Genomic DNA, 19,471 nt, shown 5'->3' with positions numbered 1-19,471 from the left:
CAATAAGGACTCTGAAAAATCAATCAAATAATGAAGGTGTTGTGACAAGTGGGCTTAATTTGCGGGGCGTGCCATCGCGCTTGATCAGGTAGGGATTGAGGACCCCATCTTCGTCAGTTGGCTTAAGTCCAGCCTCCTGAATAAAGCGAGAAGGGATGGCATCTCCTCCGCGATAGCGCAGAATAGAGGAGAGGAAAAGCTGTTTCTGGGCGCGTGTAAAGGCCACATAAGCCAGGCGCCGCTCTTCGGCGATAGCCGACGTCTCTACAGGCCCATCCTCCGCCATCGTGAATGAGCGCCGATGTGGGAAGATACCTTCTGTCAGGCCCATTACAAAGACCAGGGGGCTTTCCAGGCCCTTTGATTTATGGATGGTCATCAGGCTTACACAATCGCGCTTGTTCTTACTGCTGTCCTCGGCCTGCTCTTTCAACTGAGTCATGGCGCGTAAAAAGTGGCGAATGGTACGATGCTGCTTCGCGATCTGCTGCAGCTCTTCTAGCTCATCATAGCGGCCCTCCAGCTTTCCCTCATCGGGAGCAGAAGGCGTTTCCACGTCCTCTTCCTGGCTCTCTTTGTGCTTAGTATCGTAGTGGCGTAGATGCGTATCGTAGGCAAATTGTCTGATCAGCTTAATTGCTTCTACAGGCTGATTGTTACATTTCTCCCAGACGCTGCGTATTAAGGCCACGAAATCTTTAGCGCCAAGCTGATGCTCGGCGGGAATGTTGTAACTCTGTTCCTCACAGAATTGTAGCAGGGGGCGGCCGCTGGCATAGGCTGAGAGCGTAGCGAAAAAGGTTGGCGTAAAGCGGTGAGAGGTCTTGCCAGTGCGGGCAAAATAGGCGCGAGAAGGAATGTTAGCTACTGCGCGAAAGGCTGTATTCTGCTCGCCGCAGTGAACCGGCGTGAATACGTTGTCCCATTTGAGCGGCTGAGGTCCGTTGCGCGCTGCCAGATATTCCTGGTGGATGCGCACGCCGTCGACGAGGGCAAGATAAGCAAGGATATCGCGTGTTGTCTTGCGTTTGAAGAAAGATGAGCCGCCGACAGTGCGATAAGGAACGCGCGCACGCGCCAGGGCGATTTCTAGATGAGAGAGGTGATGATTAGTGCGGGAGAGAACAAAAATATCGCGGTAGGAGAGGCTGATGGTCTGTTCGCGCCAGGTACGGATAAGCTGGTCAATGCGGTTGGCAATACCTTCGGCCTCGCTTTCTTGATCCTCGTAGGCTGTGACGCAAACGGGGGCGCCATCTGGCTGCGTAGGACGAAGGATTTTTTCAAAGCCTGGAGTAATATCGTTTTGGGCGATCAAGCGGTTGGCGGCATCGAGGATCTGCGGCGTTGAGCGGTAGTTATGTTCAATGCGGTAGATCTTGCCTTTAGGATACATAGACTGAAACGATAGGATCGAGGCCTCGGGACTGGCGCCGCGAAATTGATAGATAGCCTGGTCCGGGTCTCCTACGACTACAACATTATGTTTGGGCGCGGCCAGGTACTGAATAAGCTGGTATTGCGACGGATTGGTATCCTGCGTCTCATCAACCTGTAGATAGAGATAGCGCCCCTGCCAGGTCTTGCGGAACTTGGGACTACTTTCGAGCAAAAGCAGGGGAACATAAATCAGATCGGATAGGTCATAAAGCTTTTCTTTGCGTTTTGTTTGCTCATAGTGCTCAAAGAATTCCTGATATCTCGCGGCCAACTCGCTTTCGATGGCAAGATCGGCGCTGAAAAAGGCAGCAGATTGTTCTGGCGTAATCAAACTTTCTTTAGCACGATCTACTGCCCTGAGCACATCGGCGATATCGACATCCCAGTTCATGCCCCGGGTGCGATTGCTACGCCAGGGGCGGGTGATATCCTCCGCGAGCCATTGGCGTGGATCGCCGCTGATCAAGCGCTGGTTCAATTCCTGCGGAGCCCATTGGAGCTTCTCGCGCAACATCTGATGGCCAAGTCCGTGGAAGGTCACAACGCGCAGGGTTTTGAGATCTTTAGCCGCCTTACCACGCGCTTTTAAGGCTTTCAGCGCCCGCTTCTCCATTTCGTCGGCGGCAGCGCGGGTAAAGGTGACGCAGAGTATAGTTTCGGGGGCAACGCCCTCATCTGCTATGAGACGTACAAGACGTTGCACGAGAATAGACGTTTTGCCTGTTCCTGCGGCTGCAATAAAAGCAGCTGGACCCTGCGTATGGGCTATAGCTGCCTCCTGTTGCGCATTAGCTGTAAATAGTGGGGTCGAAGATATACGTGTATGTGTCTTATGCTTTGCTCCCTGTGCAGCCATTCAACGATCTCTTCCTAGCTACTGCAATGTTCTACTAATGTTCTACTTATTGCCACGGTCAAGTACTATAGCATGATATGATGCAAATTGGCAATAGGAGAAAGCGGCTGTGGAGGTCCTATATCAATTCGGTATGGTATGATGCAGCGGTTATAAAACTGGTTGCTGTATAGTGCGTATGTATGAATAGATTGCCTTCTTGCTTTTGCAAAGGTTGCACATGCCAGCAGATATGTCTTCGAGTGCATGCGTAGCCTGGCTCTGGTGCGTTAGAATAGAACGATAATTGCTACTAGCGATAGAAAATAGGGCAAAACTTACTGCGATGGGTATGCTGGAGGCCATGAAGGAGATTTGATGTTCCGGAAGTTAAGCGCAATAGAAATCGCTGAGGGAGCGCTGCTAGCCGATGCTGCGGTCATTTTTCAGTTGCTCAATGCCTATTTACCTGTGGGCGGAAATTTCTTTCGTCTGCTTATGATGATTGTATTTACGGTCCTTGTTTTGCGCCGTGGTGTATATGTTGCCCTTATGGCTACATGTGTCACACTCTTTCTTGTGGGGATCGTTTTAGGGCCGCAGTATCTGCCCTTCGTATTGTTATCCGATGCGGCTGGAATTTTTCTGGGCCTGGCTATGAGATGGCACTTTCATCATATTCTGCTGCTGCTGCTTGGAGTAACCTTTGGCGCGCTTAGCTTCTTTGGAATATTGTGGTTGTTTGATCTATTTACCGGTACAGTGTTTATAAGCATTATTACGCAATTGCAGCGCGTATACGGAATTGTGCTTTCTCTATTGGGATTGGTGGCCGGCAGGCTTGGTCTGGGAATGTGGTGGGGACAACAGATCTACCCACTTGTGACGGCTGTCGCTACCTGGGCCTTTGCTCATTGGCCGATAGCGATCTATGCATGCTTATGGATATTCTTCGTTCCTGTCGTAACTATCATTTACGCGGTTACTAATTTTTGTGTACGTCTGCTGGGCTACAAAGTGCGTCCATTTCCCGGCAACAGAATGAATAAGTTTTGGCTACGTAGTGCATATCGGATCAGAAAATGGCGAAAAGAAGGCTTGTTTGGCAGGAGGCATGGTGATGAGCATGAAAGCAAAGCCGCTTATTGATATTCGTAATATTAGTTATGCGTATCCTGATTCGGGAAGAACAAAAAGTGGGAAGGTGGGCGCACCGGTCTTGCGTGAAGTGAGCTTGCAAATTCAGGAAGGAGAGCATATAGCCTTATTGGGGCATAATGGAAGCGGCAAGTCGACGCTGGCCCGCCATTGCAATGCTCTGCTCCTTCCTGATAAGGGTAGTGTGCTGGTGGCTGGCTTCGATACGCGTGAGGCGTCAAACTGGCAAAGTGTGCGTGAGCGGGTAGGAATGATCTTTCAGAATCCCGATAATCAGATTATTGCTACGGTGGTCGAGGATGATGTGGCCTGGTCTCTGGCCCTGCGTGGTATGCCGGCTGAACAGATTTATGAGCGCGTTGAGCAAGCAATGGCGGCAGTTGGGATTAGCGAGCTCCGTTTTCTACCTCCGCACAGGCTATCTGGTGGCCAGCGTCAGCGCCTGGCAATTGCGGGAGTACTGGCTCTGCGTCCACAGTGTATTATCGCGGATGAGGCCACTTCAATGCTTGATCCGCTTTCGCGCCAGGAAATCTCGCAGCTCTTGCGCCAGCTTAATCAGCAGTCTGGATTAACTGTAGTGCAGGTAACCCATTTATTAGAAGAGGCCGCCTATGCGCAAAGGATTGTGGTAATGGAGCAAGGACAGATCGTCTTGGATGGCCCGCCTGCCGTGGTATTCACGGATCTGGACCGGCTACGTGCCTTACGGCTTGCCATTCCAGAGCCTGTTGAGTTGGCGGTGCGCTTACGGGAGATAGGTATACCACTTTCAGATGAGGCTATCACTATAGAAGCAATTGCGAGGGAGTTAGAACATTGAGCGAGCCTATCATTGTGGCCAGCCATCTTTCTCATAACTATCAATCAGGCGCGCTGCGGAAAGCGGCTCTGATCGATATTAATCTAGAGATTGCGCGAGGGAGCTGTGCTGCTATCATTGGCGTGACTGGCTCAGGCAAAACAACGCTGGTACAGCATTTTAATGGCTTGCTCTTGCCCAGTGATGGAACAATTGTGGTGGATGGTCAGCAGGTGCGCGCCGGGGCTGATCTACGCCGCTTGCGTCAGAGGGTAGGCATGCTCTTCCAGTTCTCGGAGACGCAGCTATTTGCGCCAAGTGTATTTGCTGATGTGGCCTTTGGACCCCGACGTCTGCAGATGAGCCGTCGCGAGATCCGTACACGTGTACTTCAGGCTCTGGAGACAGTCGGTTTGCCAGGGCCTGAATATGGTCATCGCTCGCCATTTGAGCTAAGCGGTGGTCAGAGACGTAGAGTTGCTCTGGCCGGTGTGCTGGCTATGGCTCCTGAAATTTTAGTGATGGATGAGCCAACGGTAGGGCTCGATGCGGCCGGACGCGCCGAGTTTTATACCTATCTGCGTAGTATGCAGAAAGAGCAAGGCATGACAATAGTCCTGGTATCCCATGATATGGCTGAGGTGTCTATGCTGGCCGATACGCTCTTTGTGCTGCACAAAGGAATGCTGGTCATGCAGGGGAAGCCACGGGAAGTCTTCATGCTTGGGGCACAACTGCATAAATGGGGCCTGGCTGCGCCTCCCCTCAATGAGCTCTTGAGTTTACTTCGCGAGAGGGGTATGGCTATTCCAAAGGATGTGGCCACGCTTGAGGATGTTATCGCATTATTTGCGGCAGAGAGACGGCGCACGAGTGGGGACTAGCCTGCTAAATATGAGCGTAGAGCTCCCTGCCTTGCATAAAGCATATGTAAAAAAACTGTTGCTAGCTCAAAAAAAGTTTGTGAAAAGCTATGTTACTAGAAAATATCTCGCTGGGGATCTATTATCCTGGCAGTAGCCTCTTGCATCGGTTACGAGCTCGTACAAAGTTGCTGGCTTTGCTCTGGATTGTGATCTGGTTGACGCTCTTGGCCCAACCGCACCGCTGGCATTTTGTGCCTTACATAATGGCAATTGTACTTATTCTGACAGGAGTTGCTCTAGCAGGTGTGGCACCGCGCGAAATCTGGAAGCGCACCTGGCTTTTGATGATCCTGATGGCGATTGGCTCTCTAGGTCTGCTGTTTGCCTCTCCCCGAGGGAGCAAAATTCTCTTGACCATTGGTCCTATGCCGGTATTTTATGGCTTTCTTTCACAGATAGTGCTTATATGCGCCGGGATAGCGCTGAGCCTGTTTTTAGCATCACTCCTGCCGATAGCAGCCTGGCGCAAACGCTGGCAAAGAGCTGGCTTTAAGCGCTTGCGCATCTGGTTAATTATAATTCTGCTGATGGCAGCTTTGTTCATGTGGTTAACTGTCGGGACTCAGCCGGGCCATGCCTATCTGCTAGGCCCTCTGCTCGTCACGGAGTACAACGTATGGAGCATATTCACTGTGTATGTGGTGATGCTTGTGCTCTATGTGTTGTCTCTGCTCCTGACAATGACGACAACGCCTGTCATGCTAGTTGAAGGCCTGACGCTGTTACTTTCACCTTTGCGAGCGTTAAAGCTGCCTGTAGATGATTTTGCGCTCATGAGCTTGCTGGCTCTGCGCTTCATTCCTACGCTGGTAGAAGAGGTGGGATTGTTGATGAAGGCTCAGACTGCTCGTGGTGCCGATATTATGCATGGAACGGGGCGTGAACGCCTGCAAAGTCTTGTAGCTCTCTTTGGGCCTTTAATGCAGAATATATTGCGCCGAGCTTCAGAGCTGGCTGTTGCTCTGGAGGCGCGAGGCTATCAGGCCGATGGAAAACAGGTTATGTTGCACGAAACCTCGCTTGGCAGACTTGATTATATCGTGCTGGGTGTGGTGCTGCTAGCTACTTTAGGCAGCTTGCTTTTTTAGCGGGCCCTCCATGAAAGACAAGTATTTCTTATAGCCATAAAATGAAGGCTGCTTCTAAGTGGCGCAATGAATGGAGTTTTCTTAACCCTCTGCAGAGTATTGTGCTAAATCTTCATAATATCTTAACACGTTATCAACCATATCTTACTATGAAACAGCTAACATTATTGCAGGGAACGGATGTTGCCAGGTCCAGGACCGAGCGTGCTACCATTGATAGCAAGAACTCAGCCTGTTCTGGGGGCGTGGGAAGACACGCCGGGTTGCCTTGCACGGAAGTCTGTTGTACCGCGATTCCACGGAAAAGCAGGAGGGCGAGGCTCTTCGATATCCCGGGGCAGATGATCGCTACTGTTTTTGTTCCCGATGGCAGTTGGCTGATCTCTGGATACAAGGAAGATGCCCTGTGCGTATGCCGGGGAATGCCGCGCGGAGAAATGTCCTGGGGGGGACTTTCTGCCGCTTCGTAACGACACGCGGTAAAGGACGCGTACCCACGGGTTCGACGGGAAGAGAGCGCCTGCGGGTTAAGCCCGCAAATGCGTTTTTTACGAACTTGGTACCCATGCAAGAGGTGCTTTGGGGGAGGTGCCTCACGACTCAGCACACGGGTCCCTATTCTGGGGAGAAGAGAGCCGGCTTATGCTGGCTCTCTTTACTTTACCTGACTATTGATAAGTGCCATGTCACTAGAAGCCGGACCCTCGGCCATCTTCGCGTTCGGCACATATTTGTGGCTCCTAGAGATAGCTGGTTCACCCTGACACTCTTGAGGGCCCAGAATTGTAAGGCAGACGTGCCAGGCCTAATTCTGACGATAGGCCATTCTTAGCATTTCTGTATCGCTAAGCAGCTCAACCCAACAATCGACGCTCGCCTCACGTTGCGCCTGAAGTATGTCAAGCTGTTGGCGCAAATTTTCGGAGGTAAGCACACGTTCGGTAAGCAAACTATACAGGCTGTTCACCAGGTCAGAGAAAATGCCGGGAATCTCGTTCGGTGGAGTATCGAGGCGCGTGCTATCGTACATCAGGCGCTTCTCTAACTTATCCAACTCGTAACGGAAGAGATGAGCTATGCGACGCTCTGTACTCCGCGCTAAATTCCCACATATGACGTCGAGAATCGGGCCCATTAACTGGCGGGCCGATTGAACAACGTCGTCGGGTTTGCTGGGCGTTGAGGCGAGTCGATAAAGTGCGCTGACCGTAGGATCGTCCTTGGTGGGAGCGTATTTCTCTTCGTTGAGTAACTCCCCAATGCTAACATAGAGGCAGACATCGCGCGCCTTCTCACGAATACTGCGCTTGAGCTTGTTATAGGCCTTTTGAATCTCATCGAGATCGCCGCCAAACTCGCCAAGTGCTACCCGGCTGATATCCAACGTACCGTCGATTTCTTCTTTGTGCGCAATAGGGATAAGGAAGGCTTCGGCCAGGGCCCGGGCCGGCTCGTTCAATTCGCGTTCAAGGGCGGCGCTAAAACTGGAACGCAGTTCCTTGATCAGGCTCCAGCCGTCGATATCGACCCAGCGCGTGCCGATTTCCATGGCCGGAGAAGCAGCCTGACTCCCGCTGCTAACCTTGATACATTGATCAAAGTGCCCTTGCATGATGCGAATCTTGACCCGGCGGGCGGCCCGCTCGTGGGCTGTTGCCAGGGCATGGTGAAATGGATTATCGTCGGTGCTGATCATCGTATCAAACTGACTGAGCGCTTCTGACCAGGCCGTATGCATCTCTCCTGTGCGTTTGTTGAGTTGCTCAAAGCGACCCACTCCGCGTTTGCTCTTGCGCAGATCCATTTCCTGTTGCAGCTCTTGAAGATCGCGGCTATGCACTCCCAGGTTGTTGAGATGGTCCCAGCAGAGATCCTCAAGATGCTGTAGGGCCATGGCGAGCTGAGTCTCAGCTTGCCTCAACTGCACCTCGTAGCGATTGCTGGTTAAGAATGCCTGCAGATCGCGCGCAAGTTCTGGTAGCCCGCTGAAGCGCAGCATAGCATCATGTTGCTTAGTGGTGACTTTCTGGAAATCCTGCGCACTGGCGGTTGTGGGCAGCGTTGAATCGATCTCAAGCAGCTCGGGATAGACGCTCAGCACGCGTCCGGCATAGTCGCGGCCCTCCTGAAGGCGATCTTCGTCCAATTTTTGCTTTTCAATACCCAGCGTGGCTAGCAGCGCATCAAGACAACGCAAGGGATAGAAGAAGTGGTTATTGCTAGGGCCGTGATGATGGTAGCTGTTGTAGTTGGGCGGTAAATCGCGGAGCAGGGCGCGCAGACTTCCCACGGCCTTGTCAAGGCTAGCAGCCGAGTTGATTTCATCCCAATGGGTCACCGCAAGGAAGAGCATGTGCGCAGCCACTTCGGGTGAGCGCCCTTGCACGATTTTACGGCGAACCAGATCAAAGATGCGCTGCGTACGATCATCGTCGCCGAAGCGATTGTTGCCAATGACAAGAATGACTGCATCCACATCATTAAGTTCTTCCCGCAAAATTGCGTCATGGCGCAATTGCCCGGCCGAGCCCCCGGGCAAATCTACAAGAACGCTGCCTGGCGGAAGTATTGAATGTGGATTAGTATGCACTGTATATTCTACGTAGTCGATCAGGCGGATCAGCCGTGGTTCCTGGCTAGCGCGAGGTGGTTCTTCGATGTAACGGCTGCTCTCTTCTTTCCAGCGCTCGCGTGGGATGACCTGGCAGTAGGGCTCATCCTTGAGATAGCGCTCGGCAAATGTCTCGCTGGCCTTAAGCAGGATTGAGTGCTCTGTGGCCAGAGCTTCGCGCATTCTTGGATTAGGTGCTTGCTGAATGCTTTGCTGCGTTTGTTTGAGCATATCATCGAAGGCTGCACGCGTCAGGAAATGGATACGCATCTCTTCAGCCTCTTGCTCATGGCATAAGCGTATGCGTGTACGTACACCTGTAACGGCCCCGCCCGCCAGGCGGGGAAAGATGTCGCGACCAATCATGGCGGCCAGCAGCGTACTTTTGCCGGCTCCCGCGTGGCCGATGATCTTGACAGTATATTCACGGGTAAAATCCAGGGCGTGCGCTGCTTCGGCGAGATGATGGCGCAACCTAAGAACTTGCTGAGCCTCAATCATTTGGAGCTGTGGTCGCTCAAAAATTTCCGCGCAAGCCAGGGCGCGTAGAAGCTGTTTTTTCCAGGCTGCTAATTTCTGGTTTTTATCTGCCAGATCGGCAGGAAAGTATTGGTCCATCTGCTCTGCGTGGTTTTGCAGGCGCTGCAGGAGATTAAGTATCTCCGTGGGATCAGACGGAAGCTGCGGGTTTAGTGGCAGATCTTCCTCGTCCTCCTCGCCTTCTTCATCCTCGTATTCCTCTTCATATTCCTCATCCTCATTTTCCGCGTCCAATGTAGTGGGCGTTGGTGGGGGAGGGGGTGGAGAAACTATCTGGGGAGCCGGCGCTAGATGCGAGGTTCGGCCTTTGCCTGCTCCTCCCTTTAAGCGCTTTCCGCATATATTGCAGAATTCTGCATCAATGCGAATAATATTATCACATTGTGGGCAAGTGGTCAGTTGTTGTCTTTGCCTTATAAATTGCATGAAGCTACATATCCCCCTTGACAAACTTTAAAAGTATGACCGAGGGGATGATAGCACACATTGCCGTTAAGAAGCAATAAAAATATGACTTGTGAGGCTATATCGAACTTTATAAATCTGACGTGATCAAGCCATAGCGAATGGCAAAACGAACAAGGTGCGTGATATCATGTAATTCCAGCTTTTCCATAACATTGGCGCGATGAGCTTGAACCGTTTTGATGCTCAGAACCAGTTGATCGGCAATCTCTTGATTCGTCCGTCCCTCGGCTACTAACTTGAGCACCTCCATTTCGCGGGGGGTGAGAACATTAAGCGTGTGGGCCAGGGCCGGATTTTTGCCACTTCCGGGCTGTTGTGGGGCAACTGGTTGATCATGGTGCGCCGTAGAGACATAGGCCCGAATAAGCGCCTTTGCCAGCCCTGGATACAGGAAAGCGCCTCCCTGTGCTACTGTGCGTACAGCGGCGCAGAGGTCGGCCGGGGCAGCCTTTTTGACCAGGTAACCGGCGGCGCCTACACGTAGGGCCTGTAAAAAGTACTCTTCACTCTCATGCATGGTGAGAATAAGCACCTGGGTAGTTGGTAATTGATTGCGGATTCTCCTGCATGCCTCTAGCCCATCCATCTGGGCCATACTAATATCCATGACGACAATATCAGGTTTGAGCTGCATTGTCACTTCTATGGCCTCAATCCCTGTGCAAGCCTCTCCGACAACCTTGATATCTTGTTGCGTTCCCAGGAGCAATTTCAGGCCCTGGCGAAGGATATCATGGTCATCTGCTAAGAGGACACTGATTGGAATAGTAGATGCGGGAGCATTTATGCTGGAATCAGCTGCCATAAGTTCTCTCCTTACATACGGATTGGGATGTGCTGGGTAAAGGGAGCAGCGCTTGTATAATTGTGCCTTGCCCGGGCTGTGTGTGGACAGTGAGTTTGCCGCCAAGAAATGCGGCGCGCTCGCGCATCCCAAATATGCCGAGGCCTGGGCGATGGTGATCTAGATCGTAGCCACATCCGTTATCCTGTATCTCAAGGCTGATATAGTTTTGCTTGCGCGTAAGGGTAATGGATGCTTTATTAGTTTGAGCATGACGCACTATATTTGTGAGGCTTTCCTGGGCAATGCGGAAGAGCGTTGTTTCATAGATGGGCGTCAAAGTTGGCAAGATTTCTTCCAGGCTCTCTACTCTCAGATCAATGTCCAGGTGTAAGCGTTGCTGACCATCTTCCACGAGCCAGCGGAACGCTGCCTGCAACCCGAGATCGTCGAGCACGCTAGGTCGTAGCTGTTGCGCAAGGACACGAATATTTTCTAAGGTCTGCTCGGTTAGCCCGCTAAGTTGCTGGAGCCCTTCAGCAAGCTGCTTGCGCGCCGTTTCCGCTATGGCTTGCTCGGGCAATCCCTGCAGACTCTGATTGAGTACTTCCGTATGAATAAGCATAGCCGTAAGGTTTTGCCCGGTTTCGTCATGAAGCTCAAGGGCTATACGTCGCTGCTCTTCCTCCTGAGCCTGAAGGATCAAGGCTGTCTGCTGGCGCCGGGCAGCCTCAAGGCGATCGAGCATTGTATTAAATGCGCCTGCCAGTTCGCTAATATCGGAGTCTGCAAGAGTACCCGGCGCGCGCGCATGGGTTTGCCCCGCGCTGACTTCACGAATAGTTGCCAGCAGGCTAAATAGCGGACGAAAGCTCACTTTAAGCAGGAGAACGTTGCTTAGCAGGGTTAGCAGCGTGGCGAAGATAATAAAGCTGGTGTCGATCAGGTAGTGATGAGTCTCCAGGTTATGGCTGGTTACCCATAGCCCTGCCAGCGCTTCTCCTATCAGCATAAGACTATTGACGAGGATCACTTTTTCAAAAAGGGAGAGATGCCAGCGCTGAAGCCAGGTTATGCAAAAATGAACAACTCTGTTCACCCGAGAGACTCACTTCCTACTCTATCGACTAACTTATGCAATGTGCAATCTGAAAAGGGTTCCAGGGCGTGTCCCGGCCTGTCTTCTGCCTCAGCTAGCTGAGGCGGCGAAATAATTGCACGTGGGGTTAACTATGGCTATAGTAGATGCATATGACTGACTACATTGTAACTATACGCACAACGATGTCGATGAGTCAAGCTTTTAAAAATGACAGGGCGGAACTCTATTCATTGATCTATTTCTATAAAAAGTGAATAGGGCCAGCCCTCAGCAAACTACAAATAGCTAAGTTTCTTACGCCCTCGGCTAACCAGTTTGAAGGTACTACTGTTAAGATCTACTGGGATCTCTCGTTGGGCTAAAGTACCTATTTGTATAAGCATAAGTCCGATGGCAAGAAGTGTCTATTAGGATCAATACCTATTTTTATCCCTGTTGCATACCTATGTAGCGTACTGGGGAGATTGGAGGCCGCGAGCTCGTCGGGTCGTCAAAGCTATATATTTGACGACCCATCTGCAGAAAACGAGCTATGACTGGCCTGTCAGGGTTTGCCATGTGCTACCACTGTCAGTGCTAAAGGAAGCTTTGGGCGGCAGGAAGAAACCTACGTAGAGGTCTTCTGGATGTTGAGGATCTATGACCAGGGCTATAAGGTCTCCGCGATCAAAGTGTGTGCGCTGCTGCCAGCTCGCACCCTGATCATGCGAATACCACAGGTCTCGCCCTGACATGCCATAGATAATCTTGCCACTGGCATCGGCTGCCATACGCGAGAAGGATGTCGTCCCGTTTCCAGGCAGCTTGAGCTGGGTAATCTGAGTGGCCCCATTTTTCCAGGTATAGAGGTTCTGATCAGTGGCGCAAAAGATAGTGTAGGGCGCGTTTTTTGAGGCGACGAGTCCCTGGACGGAGCCCTGTATTCCGTTGAGTTTGTTCCAATGGGCTCCGTCATCATAGCTCTCAAAGAGCCCTTGATTGCCGCCAAGTAAGAGATGGTTTGGATCATCGGGGAAGGTGAGCAGCGAAGGGTTTTGCGCACCCACTAGAGGCGTATGCAACGTATTCCAGTTGAGGCCCATATCTTTTGTCTCAAACCATCCACTATAAGGGAAGAAGGCATAGAAATGCTGACTGCTGGCAGAGCCGGCCCGAACTGTGAAGGGATAGGCAGAGCCGGCCAGGCTGGGAGGATTCCTGAGCTGCCAGCTCTTTCCACCATCCTGGCTAAAGTAAATGCCAGAGATATCATTCCCTTTGCTTACGCTGGGTATAGCAACTACGGCCAGCGAGTTAGCGTCTTTGGGACTGATTGTAATTACAGTAACCATTAATGAGTTGAGCTGTCCACGCGGCTGTGGCCAGCTGCGCCCGCCATCTGTACTGGTGAATATGCCAAAGTGCGTACCAAGATAAATTACGCCCGGTTGCTCTCCTAGAGCTAGTGTATGTAGATGCATCTCTGGATTTGAGAGTGGCTTGCCCGCAATAGTCGGATCGGTATTCGTGGCACGAACCGTCAGGAATTGCCAGCCGACAAGCACAACAATAATTAGTAAAGGAATGATTAATAGAAACGGCCGGCGTTTTCGGCTTGAAGCTGGCTCAGCTGGCCTGGTCTCGGCTTTAGCTAAGTTTGGCGGTGGGTGTGGCATACTATAAATGGATTACCTTTCTTGCCTTCGTTATTTATAATAAGTGATTATTATTGCTTTGTCAGACGCCGTGTGACGAATGCGCCGCCGCAGGCGGAGGAGGGAAAGGGGAAATGGGGCGCAGCCCTTGACCATCCCGCTTGTTTCACTCGTCGCTTAAACCTTGACAGAGCATCATGGCCTGCGTAACGAACTTCTGATCAAGGAGGAGAGTAAATATCTCCTCAAATTACTATTATAGTCCCCTGTGTCACTAGCATTTTTATGAAGTTTAGAGCTTGAACCAGGACACCAGGGAAAACGTATCTATAAACAGGCTAAAGCTCATTGCACATTGATACAAGGCCCAATAGGTATCTATGAGAATATTTAGGATGGACTTGAGCTGTTTGGCGCTATCACACGGAGGAAACATGCTCAAGTAGAAGCAAGGGTATGCGCTTGACCCTACCCAGGGGGGGTGGTATAATGAGCATACCAGCTTACTCGAAATTGGTTGCAGTGAAAGGAAAAGCGAGAATGCAAGAGGATCGTCGCCGCGATGTGTTAAAACGTCTCTCATATATTGAGGGGCATGTCGCTGGGATTCGTAAGATGGTAGAGGAGGATAAGTATTGTGTGGATATTCTGCGCCAGACGTATGCGGTGAGGAAGTCACTGGAGAAGCTGGAGAGAATCGTCCTGGAAGGACATTTGCGTACCTGCGTACCAGATGGTATCAAAGGCAATCGTGAAGAGGCTGTGATCCAGGAACTTGTCCAGCTCTATGATATCGCTGGTAATCGCTAAGGGCGAGCAGATATCGCGAATACGTAAGAAAGGTACTTTACCCCTATGGAAACAGTTACTTTAGTTGCTCCTGATATATCTTGTGAGCATTGTCAGCGTGCGATAGAGGGATCTGTGAGCAAAGTTGCCGGTGTTAATGAAGTAAAGGTAGCTATTGCAGATAAGACTGTGCGTGTCGTCTACGACCCTCAGCAGGTGACGCCGGTAAAAATCGAAGAGGTGCTTGACGATATTGGCTATACGGTGGCAAAGTAGCCAGTTTGCTGCTTACTTCGTTTAATGTAGGCCTGAGATTGCAGATATCTCAGGCCTACTTGTTCTAATGGGGACCTTGATAATATCAGTTATTTACCCCTGCTTGCCAGCTGCCCGTGATGGCGTGGCTAGATCTGCGCTTTTCGGGCGGCCAGGAAGAGACAGCAAAGGGTTTGAGAGCTTGCCTGTCATCTCTTGTCCTGCTACTCAGGAAAAGGAAATGTTTTCCCTTCCATCTGTTCAAAGGCAAAGCGCAATGAGGGCGGAACAGGGTGCGGTCGACCATTGAGATAATTGCACCAGACCATGATTGACTTGCCGGTTGCAAAGATGCGTTCGTGCTCGTTTATATCGCGTATCTGATGCTCCATAATAAAGCTTGTGCGTCCCACATGGACAACGTGGACTCCGACCTCAGCTTTGTCAGAGCGTATCAAAGGGAGCTCGTAGGTACAGGTAGTTTCTTTGACAAGCATCCCATAGTGGCTCCCATTGGGTCTGGTCTGGATGCGTGGATTATGTGGCGGATGAGATACAATGCTTTCGACTTCTTGATGTTCTTCGCGTGATGGCCACTCGTTGAGCCACGTCTCAAGCTGATCAAAATAATAGCTTCTAGCTTCCTCGAAGTAGGTGAAGTAGACTGTATTGTTGACGTGGGCCAGGGGATCGAGGTCACGGAAACGAATTTGTAGCGGATACCAGCAGGGAAAATCGCCGCTCATAGGAATCTTGCACTATCCTTTCTTCTTTTGCACTCTCTTCCTCGACTTTACATACTAACAGAATAAGCTCTCTTAAAACAAGTGTCAGCGCTTCTTATGTGCCGCGCTTTGCCTTGCTCGCTCTTCTATCTTCTCTGAGAGCTGCAGCATGCAACTATTTAATAAGCAAAAAATCTAGAAAATAATGAGGATGAAATTATTAGGAGCCAACAAGAAGCTTGAATATAAAAGATAGCTATGTTTATTAAGCTAAATTCATCCATTGCTACTTGAAAAACTTTGCTGTAGACATTTGTCGACTGAATAGTAGAGATATTGGTAGTGTTTATCGGGCCATAGATCTAATGTACAATGGCCTGGTTATTGGCCTTCCTACGCCTTATGCTTGCAATACATGAGAAACTATAGAAAGTGTATATGCTGAGCTGGAATGAAAGCCTAACGTATATAGTATTTGTGCATAATGAGATAAATGTAGTACAATGTAATTTTGACAATTACCGAAACAAATTAGTTTTACATTTCCTGCCTGAATATGATATATTATAGGTAGGTTCATAGAAAGTTGTTTTATCGTATAAGGAATACGTCGTCTGGCTAGATAGGTAAATGAGTTGATGCGTGTAAGCAGTTCTATATTTGTAGGAAGTAACTTGTCTGTGCGTTTTGAGTAAGAATGTCGTGAGGACTTACAGGGAAGGAATTTATGAAGATAGCACATATAGCACCATCCTGGATCACTCTTCCCCCCCAAAATTATGGAGGGACCGAGCATGTTCTTGCCTATCTATTGGAAGAGCAAGTGGCGCAAGGACACGATGTTACGGTGTTCGCTCCTGCTGACGCACATACATCAGCACGCCAGGTCTCATTTTTCCCAAGGTCGCTACTTCCCTCTGGCATTCCCTGGTCGGCTCATCTCAAGGCGTACTATCATTTACACAAAGCTGTCTCCCTGCTCTCCCGTCTGCAGGCTGAGATTGTGCACCTGCATCTTTCCTCCGCCTCGGATATGTACTTGTTTCCCTTACTAGCTTCCCTTTCCATTCCGCGGCTGATGACCTTGCATAGCTGTTTCCCCTTTGATCGCGTTGATAGTTGGGTTGGCGATGCTGATCATTACTATCTCCGCGAATGGGCCAACTCCATGCCGATGGTGGCCATTAGCGAACAGGCGCGTAGCCACGCTCCAGTCGAGCTGAACTTTCTGGGAGTAGTGCATCATGGCTTGCCCATGTCCCACTTCCCTTTCTCGGCGCAACCTCCTGCTAACTATCTCGCCTGGATGGGACGTATGGTTCCTGAGAAGGGAGCACATTTAGCGATAGAGGCAGCACGCCGAGCCGGAATACGCTTGCTGCTGGCTGGAACTATAGATCGGCATGTACCTGGTGAAATGAGGTATTTTGAAGAGAAGATAAGGCCGCAGCTGGATGGGGAGCAGGCCCGCTATCTGGGTCCTGTGGATATGGCCGCCAAGATTGAGCTCTTAGGGCGGGCGCGTGCCTTGCTCAATCCGATTGAGTGGGAGGAACCTTTTGGCATGGTGATGATCGAAGCCATGGCCCTGGGCTGCCCGGTGATTGCCTTCTCTCGGGGCTCCGCTCCTGAAATGGTGGCTCCGGGACGGAGTGGCTTTCTTGTCGAGAATGTGGAGCAGATGGCCCAGGCGATTGGAATGCTGGGGCAGGTGGACCGGCGCCAGGTGCGCCGTTATGCCGAAGAGCACTTTTCGGTGCAAGTCATGGCCAGCAAGTACCTCAGCCTCTATCGCCAGGTCCTTGCTGAACAAAGCCCTGTGGCCCTCCATCTTCTACTTCCCGCTTCCTGCACAGCGAAAGAAACTCCCCTGTTGCCTACTTCTATTCAAATAGGCGAGCCTGCTCAGGCTGTGACCTGGCCTTCTCATCAGGCCAGGGTAGCGCTGGGAGAGGAGTCAGCTTCTTAAGCTGGTCATAGAGTGCAGCACAAATGGAAGGGGAATGTTCTTCATAGGGGCAGTGGCAGAAGATATAAAGCGTAATGCCCTGCGTAAGCCACTGCGCTAACTGGCGGCTCCAGGCCGCCAGAAAATCCTGATTTACTGGCATGCGTGGATGACCAATATAACGTACAAAGACAAAATCTGTAGTCGTAGCCAGATGGAGCGGCAAATCAGGTTTGCGTTCGCGCGCTTGTAGTGTCTGCTGCTCTTCGCGTGGACCCGTTCTGATAGGCCGCGTATCCAGCATGATGCGGCTCACTTGGTACTTGCTGAGCAGCTCGTCGAGCTGAGCTGAGTAAGGTTGGCTGAAAAACTCGGGATGCCTTACTTCTACTGCCAGGCGTATATCGGTTGGCCAGAAGTCGAGAAAGGCCTGCAGTTCTGGCAGGCGAGTAGGAGTAAAGGTAGGAGGCAATTGCAGGAAGATTGGGCCTAGGCGCGAACCCAACAGGCGCATTCGCTCAGCAAAGAATAGGATCTCGTTCTGACTGAAGCTGAGAGATGGAGCATGGCTGATACTCCTTGGAATTTTTGGACAAAAGCGAAAGGTGGAAGGCGTTTCCTGGCTCCAGCGCCTGACCGTTTCTGCAGATGGGATGGCATAAAACGTCGTATTTCCTTCAACACTATTCAAAATCCTGCTATAGAGGCGTAGAAACTCGCTGGCAGGTGTGCGCGCGGGGAATAGTCTCCCCACCCATTCTTTATATCCCCACATTGGGCAACCAATATAGAATAGTCCCGGCTGGGATGGATGGCGTTGCGTCTCAGTCATTTCAGACCTGCATTTCTTCATAAAACTAGCTAAGGTTGATCCCTGGCCAACCCGGTATCTATTTGCATGTTTTGGAAATGATATGCCATATTTGGTTTGATAGCAAGGCTCTTCTCGCCGGACCATAAGGTGGCTGGAACTTATACTTTGCCCTGCGAATAGAGTTGGAAGGTGGCAGGTATGGTAAAGGATAAATCATCATTTCACCTGCCCAGCCCTCCTCTTAGTGCGCCTGTCGAGCCCAGCTTTTTGATTAAAAGCGTTGTTGATGCCAACAAGAAGTTTTGCAAGTAGCCTGTTCGGGCTGTTCCCTCACGAAAAAATGGTTGCTCATGCAGCATATAAGCTATACTCTAAGGAATGAACCAAATATTTTTGGGTGAGGTTAACGTATGTTGTCTGCCGTCATCACGGCTTTGCTAGTCGTTGTGATGTTGCTGATTGTCATCAGCCTCATCATCAGCGCGTGGCGTGAGCGCCGGCGCTACCAACAAACTCTAGCAGCGCGCGCCTTCACTGACGAATCAGCCAGTCCTCTTAAGCCCCGCACAACCGCTGTATTGTATTTGCAGGACGGAAATGTTGTCAGCGTGGAGGCGCCAAAACTTGCTCCTCCGTCATTTACTTTGCCATCTTCGTGGTATTCGCGTCGTCGTACGCTGGTTTCTCTTGGATTTTTGATCATGATTATGCTCACACTGTTTATGCAGGGAGGCTTAGCGGGAGAAACTTTGACGAGTATTGGCAGAGAGCTAGGTATAAGTATCCTCAGTAATACACACCCCGTAGATCTACGCCCGATCTCTCATCCGTTGCCTGATACCGCCAGTATCCGCCTTGTGCGCATAGATTCGGCTGCGCGCAATCAATACTATACTAATTATCAGTGGCAGGTCTGGGCTTATTCTTCCTGCTCTGGCATTGCTATGGAGATGGTCATGAACTCTTATGGCCGTCATTTGATTGCCGCAGATATATTACAAGAGGAGCTAGATCTGGGAGTCTGGAATGTACAGCTGGGGCTTTTACGCGAGGAGGGCATCGCAATGACTGCTGCCCACTACGGCTTTAAGGCTGATCTTAGTCATGCGCGTACATTGCAAGATGTAATTGATATCGCGAATAAAGGCACTCCGGTAATCGTTAGTGTGCGCGATAGTCACTATTATCCAGGTGGCCATATTTTTGTGCTGCGTGGTGGTGATGGCCAGAATGTATCTATTGCTGATTCTTCGCCTGTGAATTTCACACATATGACGCGTGCAGCATTCCTGGGAATGTGGCAGGGCTTTAGCGCTGTACTAACGCCTACCAATAGTTAATCAGCAGAGAATTGCAGGCTTGTGAGCTCTGAAGCCTCATAAGCGCTGAAGAGACTGGTCCATAGTAAAGAGAGAGGCTATGGATCAGTCTCTTCTTTTTTTGTTCTCAGCAGGTTGTATTATTGCTGAGCGCTACAGCGTCACAACTGTTCTTGAGCATTCGTTTCGCTTGTCCAATTTGCTCGTTAGCCTTGCCCAAAACTGTATCTCGT

Annotated in this window: 15 protein-coding genes; 8 read left to right on the top strand and 7 right to left on the bottom strand. The window is 50.7% G+C overall.

The features are described from left to right. Positions 1–19: 19 nt before the first annotated feature. On the bottom strand, positions 20–2,296 hold the full coding sequence (locus EPA93_RS20255) for an ATP-dependent helicase (protein WP_129889257.1): 2,277 nt from the start codon (positions 2,294–2,296) through the stop codon (positions 20–22). Between the two features lie 357 nt (positions 2,297–2,653). Here EPA93_RS20255 and EPA93_RS20250 point away from each other — a divergent pair, with 357 nt between their 5' ends. The 4 genes from EPA93_RS20250 to EPA93_RS20235 all read left to right on the top strand — a co-directional run bounded on the left by EPA93_RS20250 (position 2,654) and on the right by EPA93_RS20235 (position 6,249). Continuing rightward, complete coding sequence (locus EPA93_RS20250) at positions 2,654–3,424, top strand: DUF2232 domain-containing protein (protein WP_129889256.1); 771 nt, start codon at positions 2,654–2,656, stop codon at positions 3,422–3,424. Next, a complete protein-coding gene (locus EPA93_RS20245; protein ID WP_242527454.1) occupies positions 3,396–4,256 on the top strand; it encodes an energy-coupling factor transporter ATPase in 861 nt (286 codons plus the stop codon). The genes EPA93_RS20250 and EPA93_RS20245 overlap by 29 nt, the downstream gene beginning before the upstream one ends. Continuing rightward, positions 4,253–5,119 carry an energy-coupling factor transporter ATPase gene (locus tag EPA93_RS20240; protein WP_129889255.1) on the top strand — a complete coding sequence of 289 codons (867 nt, stop codon included), beginning with the start codon at positions 4,253–4,255 and terminating at the stop codon, positions 5,117–5,119. The genes EPA93_RS20245 and EPA93_RS20240 overlap by 4 nt, the downstream gene beginning before the upstream one ends. An 89-nt stretch (positions 5,120–5,208) precedes the next feature. Beyond that, positions 5,209–6,249: an energy-coupling factor transporter transmembrane component T family protein gene (locus EPA93_RS20235; RefSeq protein WP_129889254.1), complete on the top strand. Its 1,041-nt coding sequence runs from the start codon at positions 5,209–5,211 to the stop codon at positions 6,247–6,249. Between the two features lie 805 nt (positions 6,250–7,054). Here the strand turns inward: EPA93_RS20235 and EPA93_RS20230 are convergent. The 4 genes from EPA93_RS20230 to EPA93_RS20210 form a co-directional block, all read right to left on the bottom strand. Next, positions 7,055–9,826 (bottom strand): dynamin family protein, encoded by a 2,772-nt coding sequence (locus EPA93_RS20230; RefSeq protein ID WP_165423276.1) that lies wholly within the window; start codon positions 9,824–9,826, stop codon positions 7,055–7,057. A 109-nt stretch (positions 9,827–9,935) separates the two neighbouring features. Further along, entirely contained in the window at positions 9,936–10,673 is a 738-nt protein-coding gene (locus tag EPA93_RS20220; RefSeq protein ID WP_129889251.1) for a response regulator, read from the bottom strand. Beyond that, positions 10,663–11,751: an ATP-binding protein gene (locus tag EPA93_RS20215; protein WP_129889250.1), complete on the bottom strand. Its 1,089-nt coding sequence runs from the start codon at positions 11,749–11,751 to the stop codon at positions 10,663–10,665. The genes EPA93_RS20220 and EPA93_RS20215 overlap by 11 nt, the downstream gene beginning before the upstream one ends. A 533-nt stretch (positions 11,752–12,284) precedes the next feature. Further along, on the bottom strand, positions 12,285–13,409 hold the full coding sequence (locus tag EPA93_RS20210) for a WD40/YVTN/BNR-like repeat-containing protein (RefSeq protein WP_129889249.1): 1,125 nt from the start codon (positions 13,407–13,409) through the stop codon (positions 12,285–12,287). Between the two features lie 519 nt (positions 13,410–13,928). Here EPA93_RS20210 and EPA93_RS20205 point away from each other — a divergent pair. Both EPA93_RS20205 and EPA93_RS20200 read left to right on the top strand, forming a co-directional pair. Continuing rightward, a complete protein-coding gene (locus tag EPA93_RS20205; RefSeq protein ID WP_129889248.1) occupies positions 13,929–14,198 on the top strand; it encodes a metal-sensitive transcriptional regulator in 270 nt (89 codons plus the stop codon). Positions 14,199–14,243: 45 nt separating this feature from the next. After that, positions 14,244–14,453, top strand: coding sequence for a heavy-metal-associated domain-containing protein (locus tag EPA93_RS20200; protein WP_129889247.1), 210 nt, complete (start codon positions 14,244–14,246; stop codon positions 14,451–14,453). Between the two features lie 203 nt (positions 14,454–14,656). Here the strand turns inward: EPA93_RS20200 and EPA93_RS20195 are convergent, their stop codons facing one another. After that, positions 14,657–15,178, bottom strand: coding sequence for an acyl-CoA thioesterase (locus tag EPA93_RS20195; RefSeq protein WP_129889246.1), 522 nt, complete (start codon positions 15,176–15,178; stop codon positions 14,657–14,659). A gap of 706 nt (positions 15,179–15,884) precedes the next feature. On the opposite strand from EPA93_RS20195, the gene EPA93_RS20190 reads away from it, so the two are divergent. Beyond that, the gene (locus EPA93_RS20190; protein WP_129889245.1) at positions 15,885–17,126 is read left to right on the top strand and encodes a glycosyltransferase family 4 protein; all 1,242 of its coding nucleotides are present in this window, start codon (positions 15,885–15,887) and stop codon (positions 17,124–17,126) included. Here EPA93_RS20190 and EPA93_RS20185 read toward each other — a convergent pair. Continuing rightward, positions 17,041–17,937, bottom strand: a complete 897-nt coding sequence (locus EPA93_RS20185) for a DUF72 domain-containing protein (protein ID WP_129889244.1) — start codon at positions 17,935–17,937, stop codon at positions 17,041–17,043. The two genes, EPA93_RS20190 and EPA93_RS20185, sit on opposite strands and share 86 nt — an antisense overlap. 392 nt (positions 17,938–18,329) lie before the next feature. On the opposite strand from EPA93_RS20185, the gene EPA93_RS20180 reads away from it, so the two are divergent. After that, complete coding sequence (locus tag EPA93_RS20180; RefSeq protein ID WP_129889243.1) at positions 18,330–19,259, top strand: C39 family peptidase; 930 nt, start codon at positions 18,330–18,332, stop codon at positions 19,257–19,259. Positions 19,260–19,471: the final 212 nt, after the last annotated feature.

Source organism: Ktedonosporobacter rubrisoli, assembly GCF_004208415.1.
GTDB lineage: Bacteria > Chloroflexota > Ktedonobacteria > Ktedonobacterales > Ktedonobacteraceae > Ktedonosporobacter > Ktedonosporobacter rubrisoli.
The sequence above is the reverse complement of the archived record's forward strand: the minus strand, read 5'-3'. Positions and strand labels throughout refer to the sequence as shown.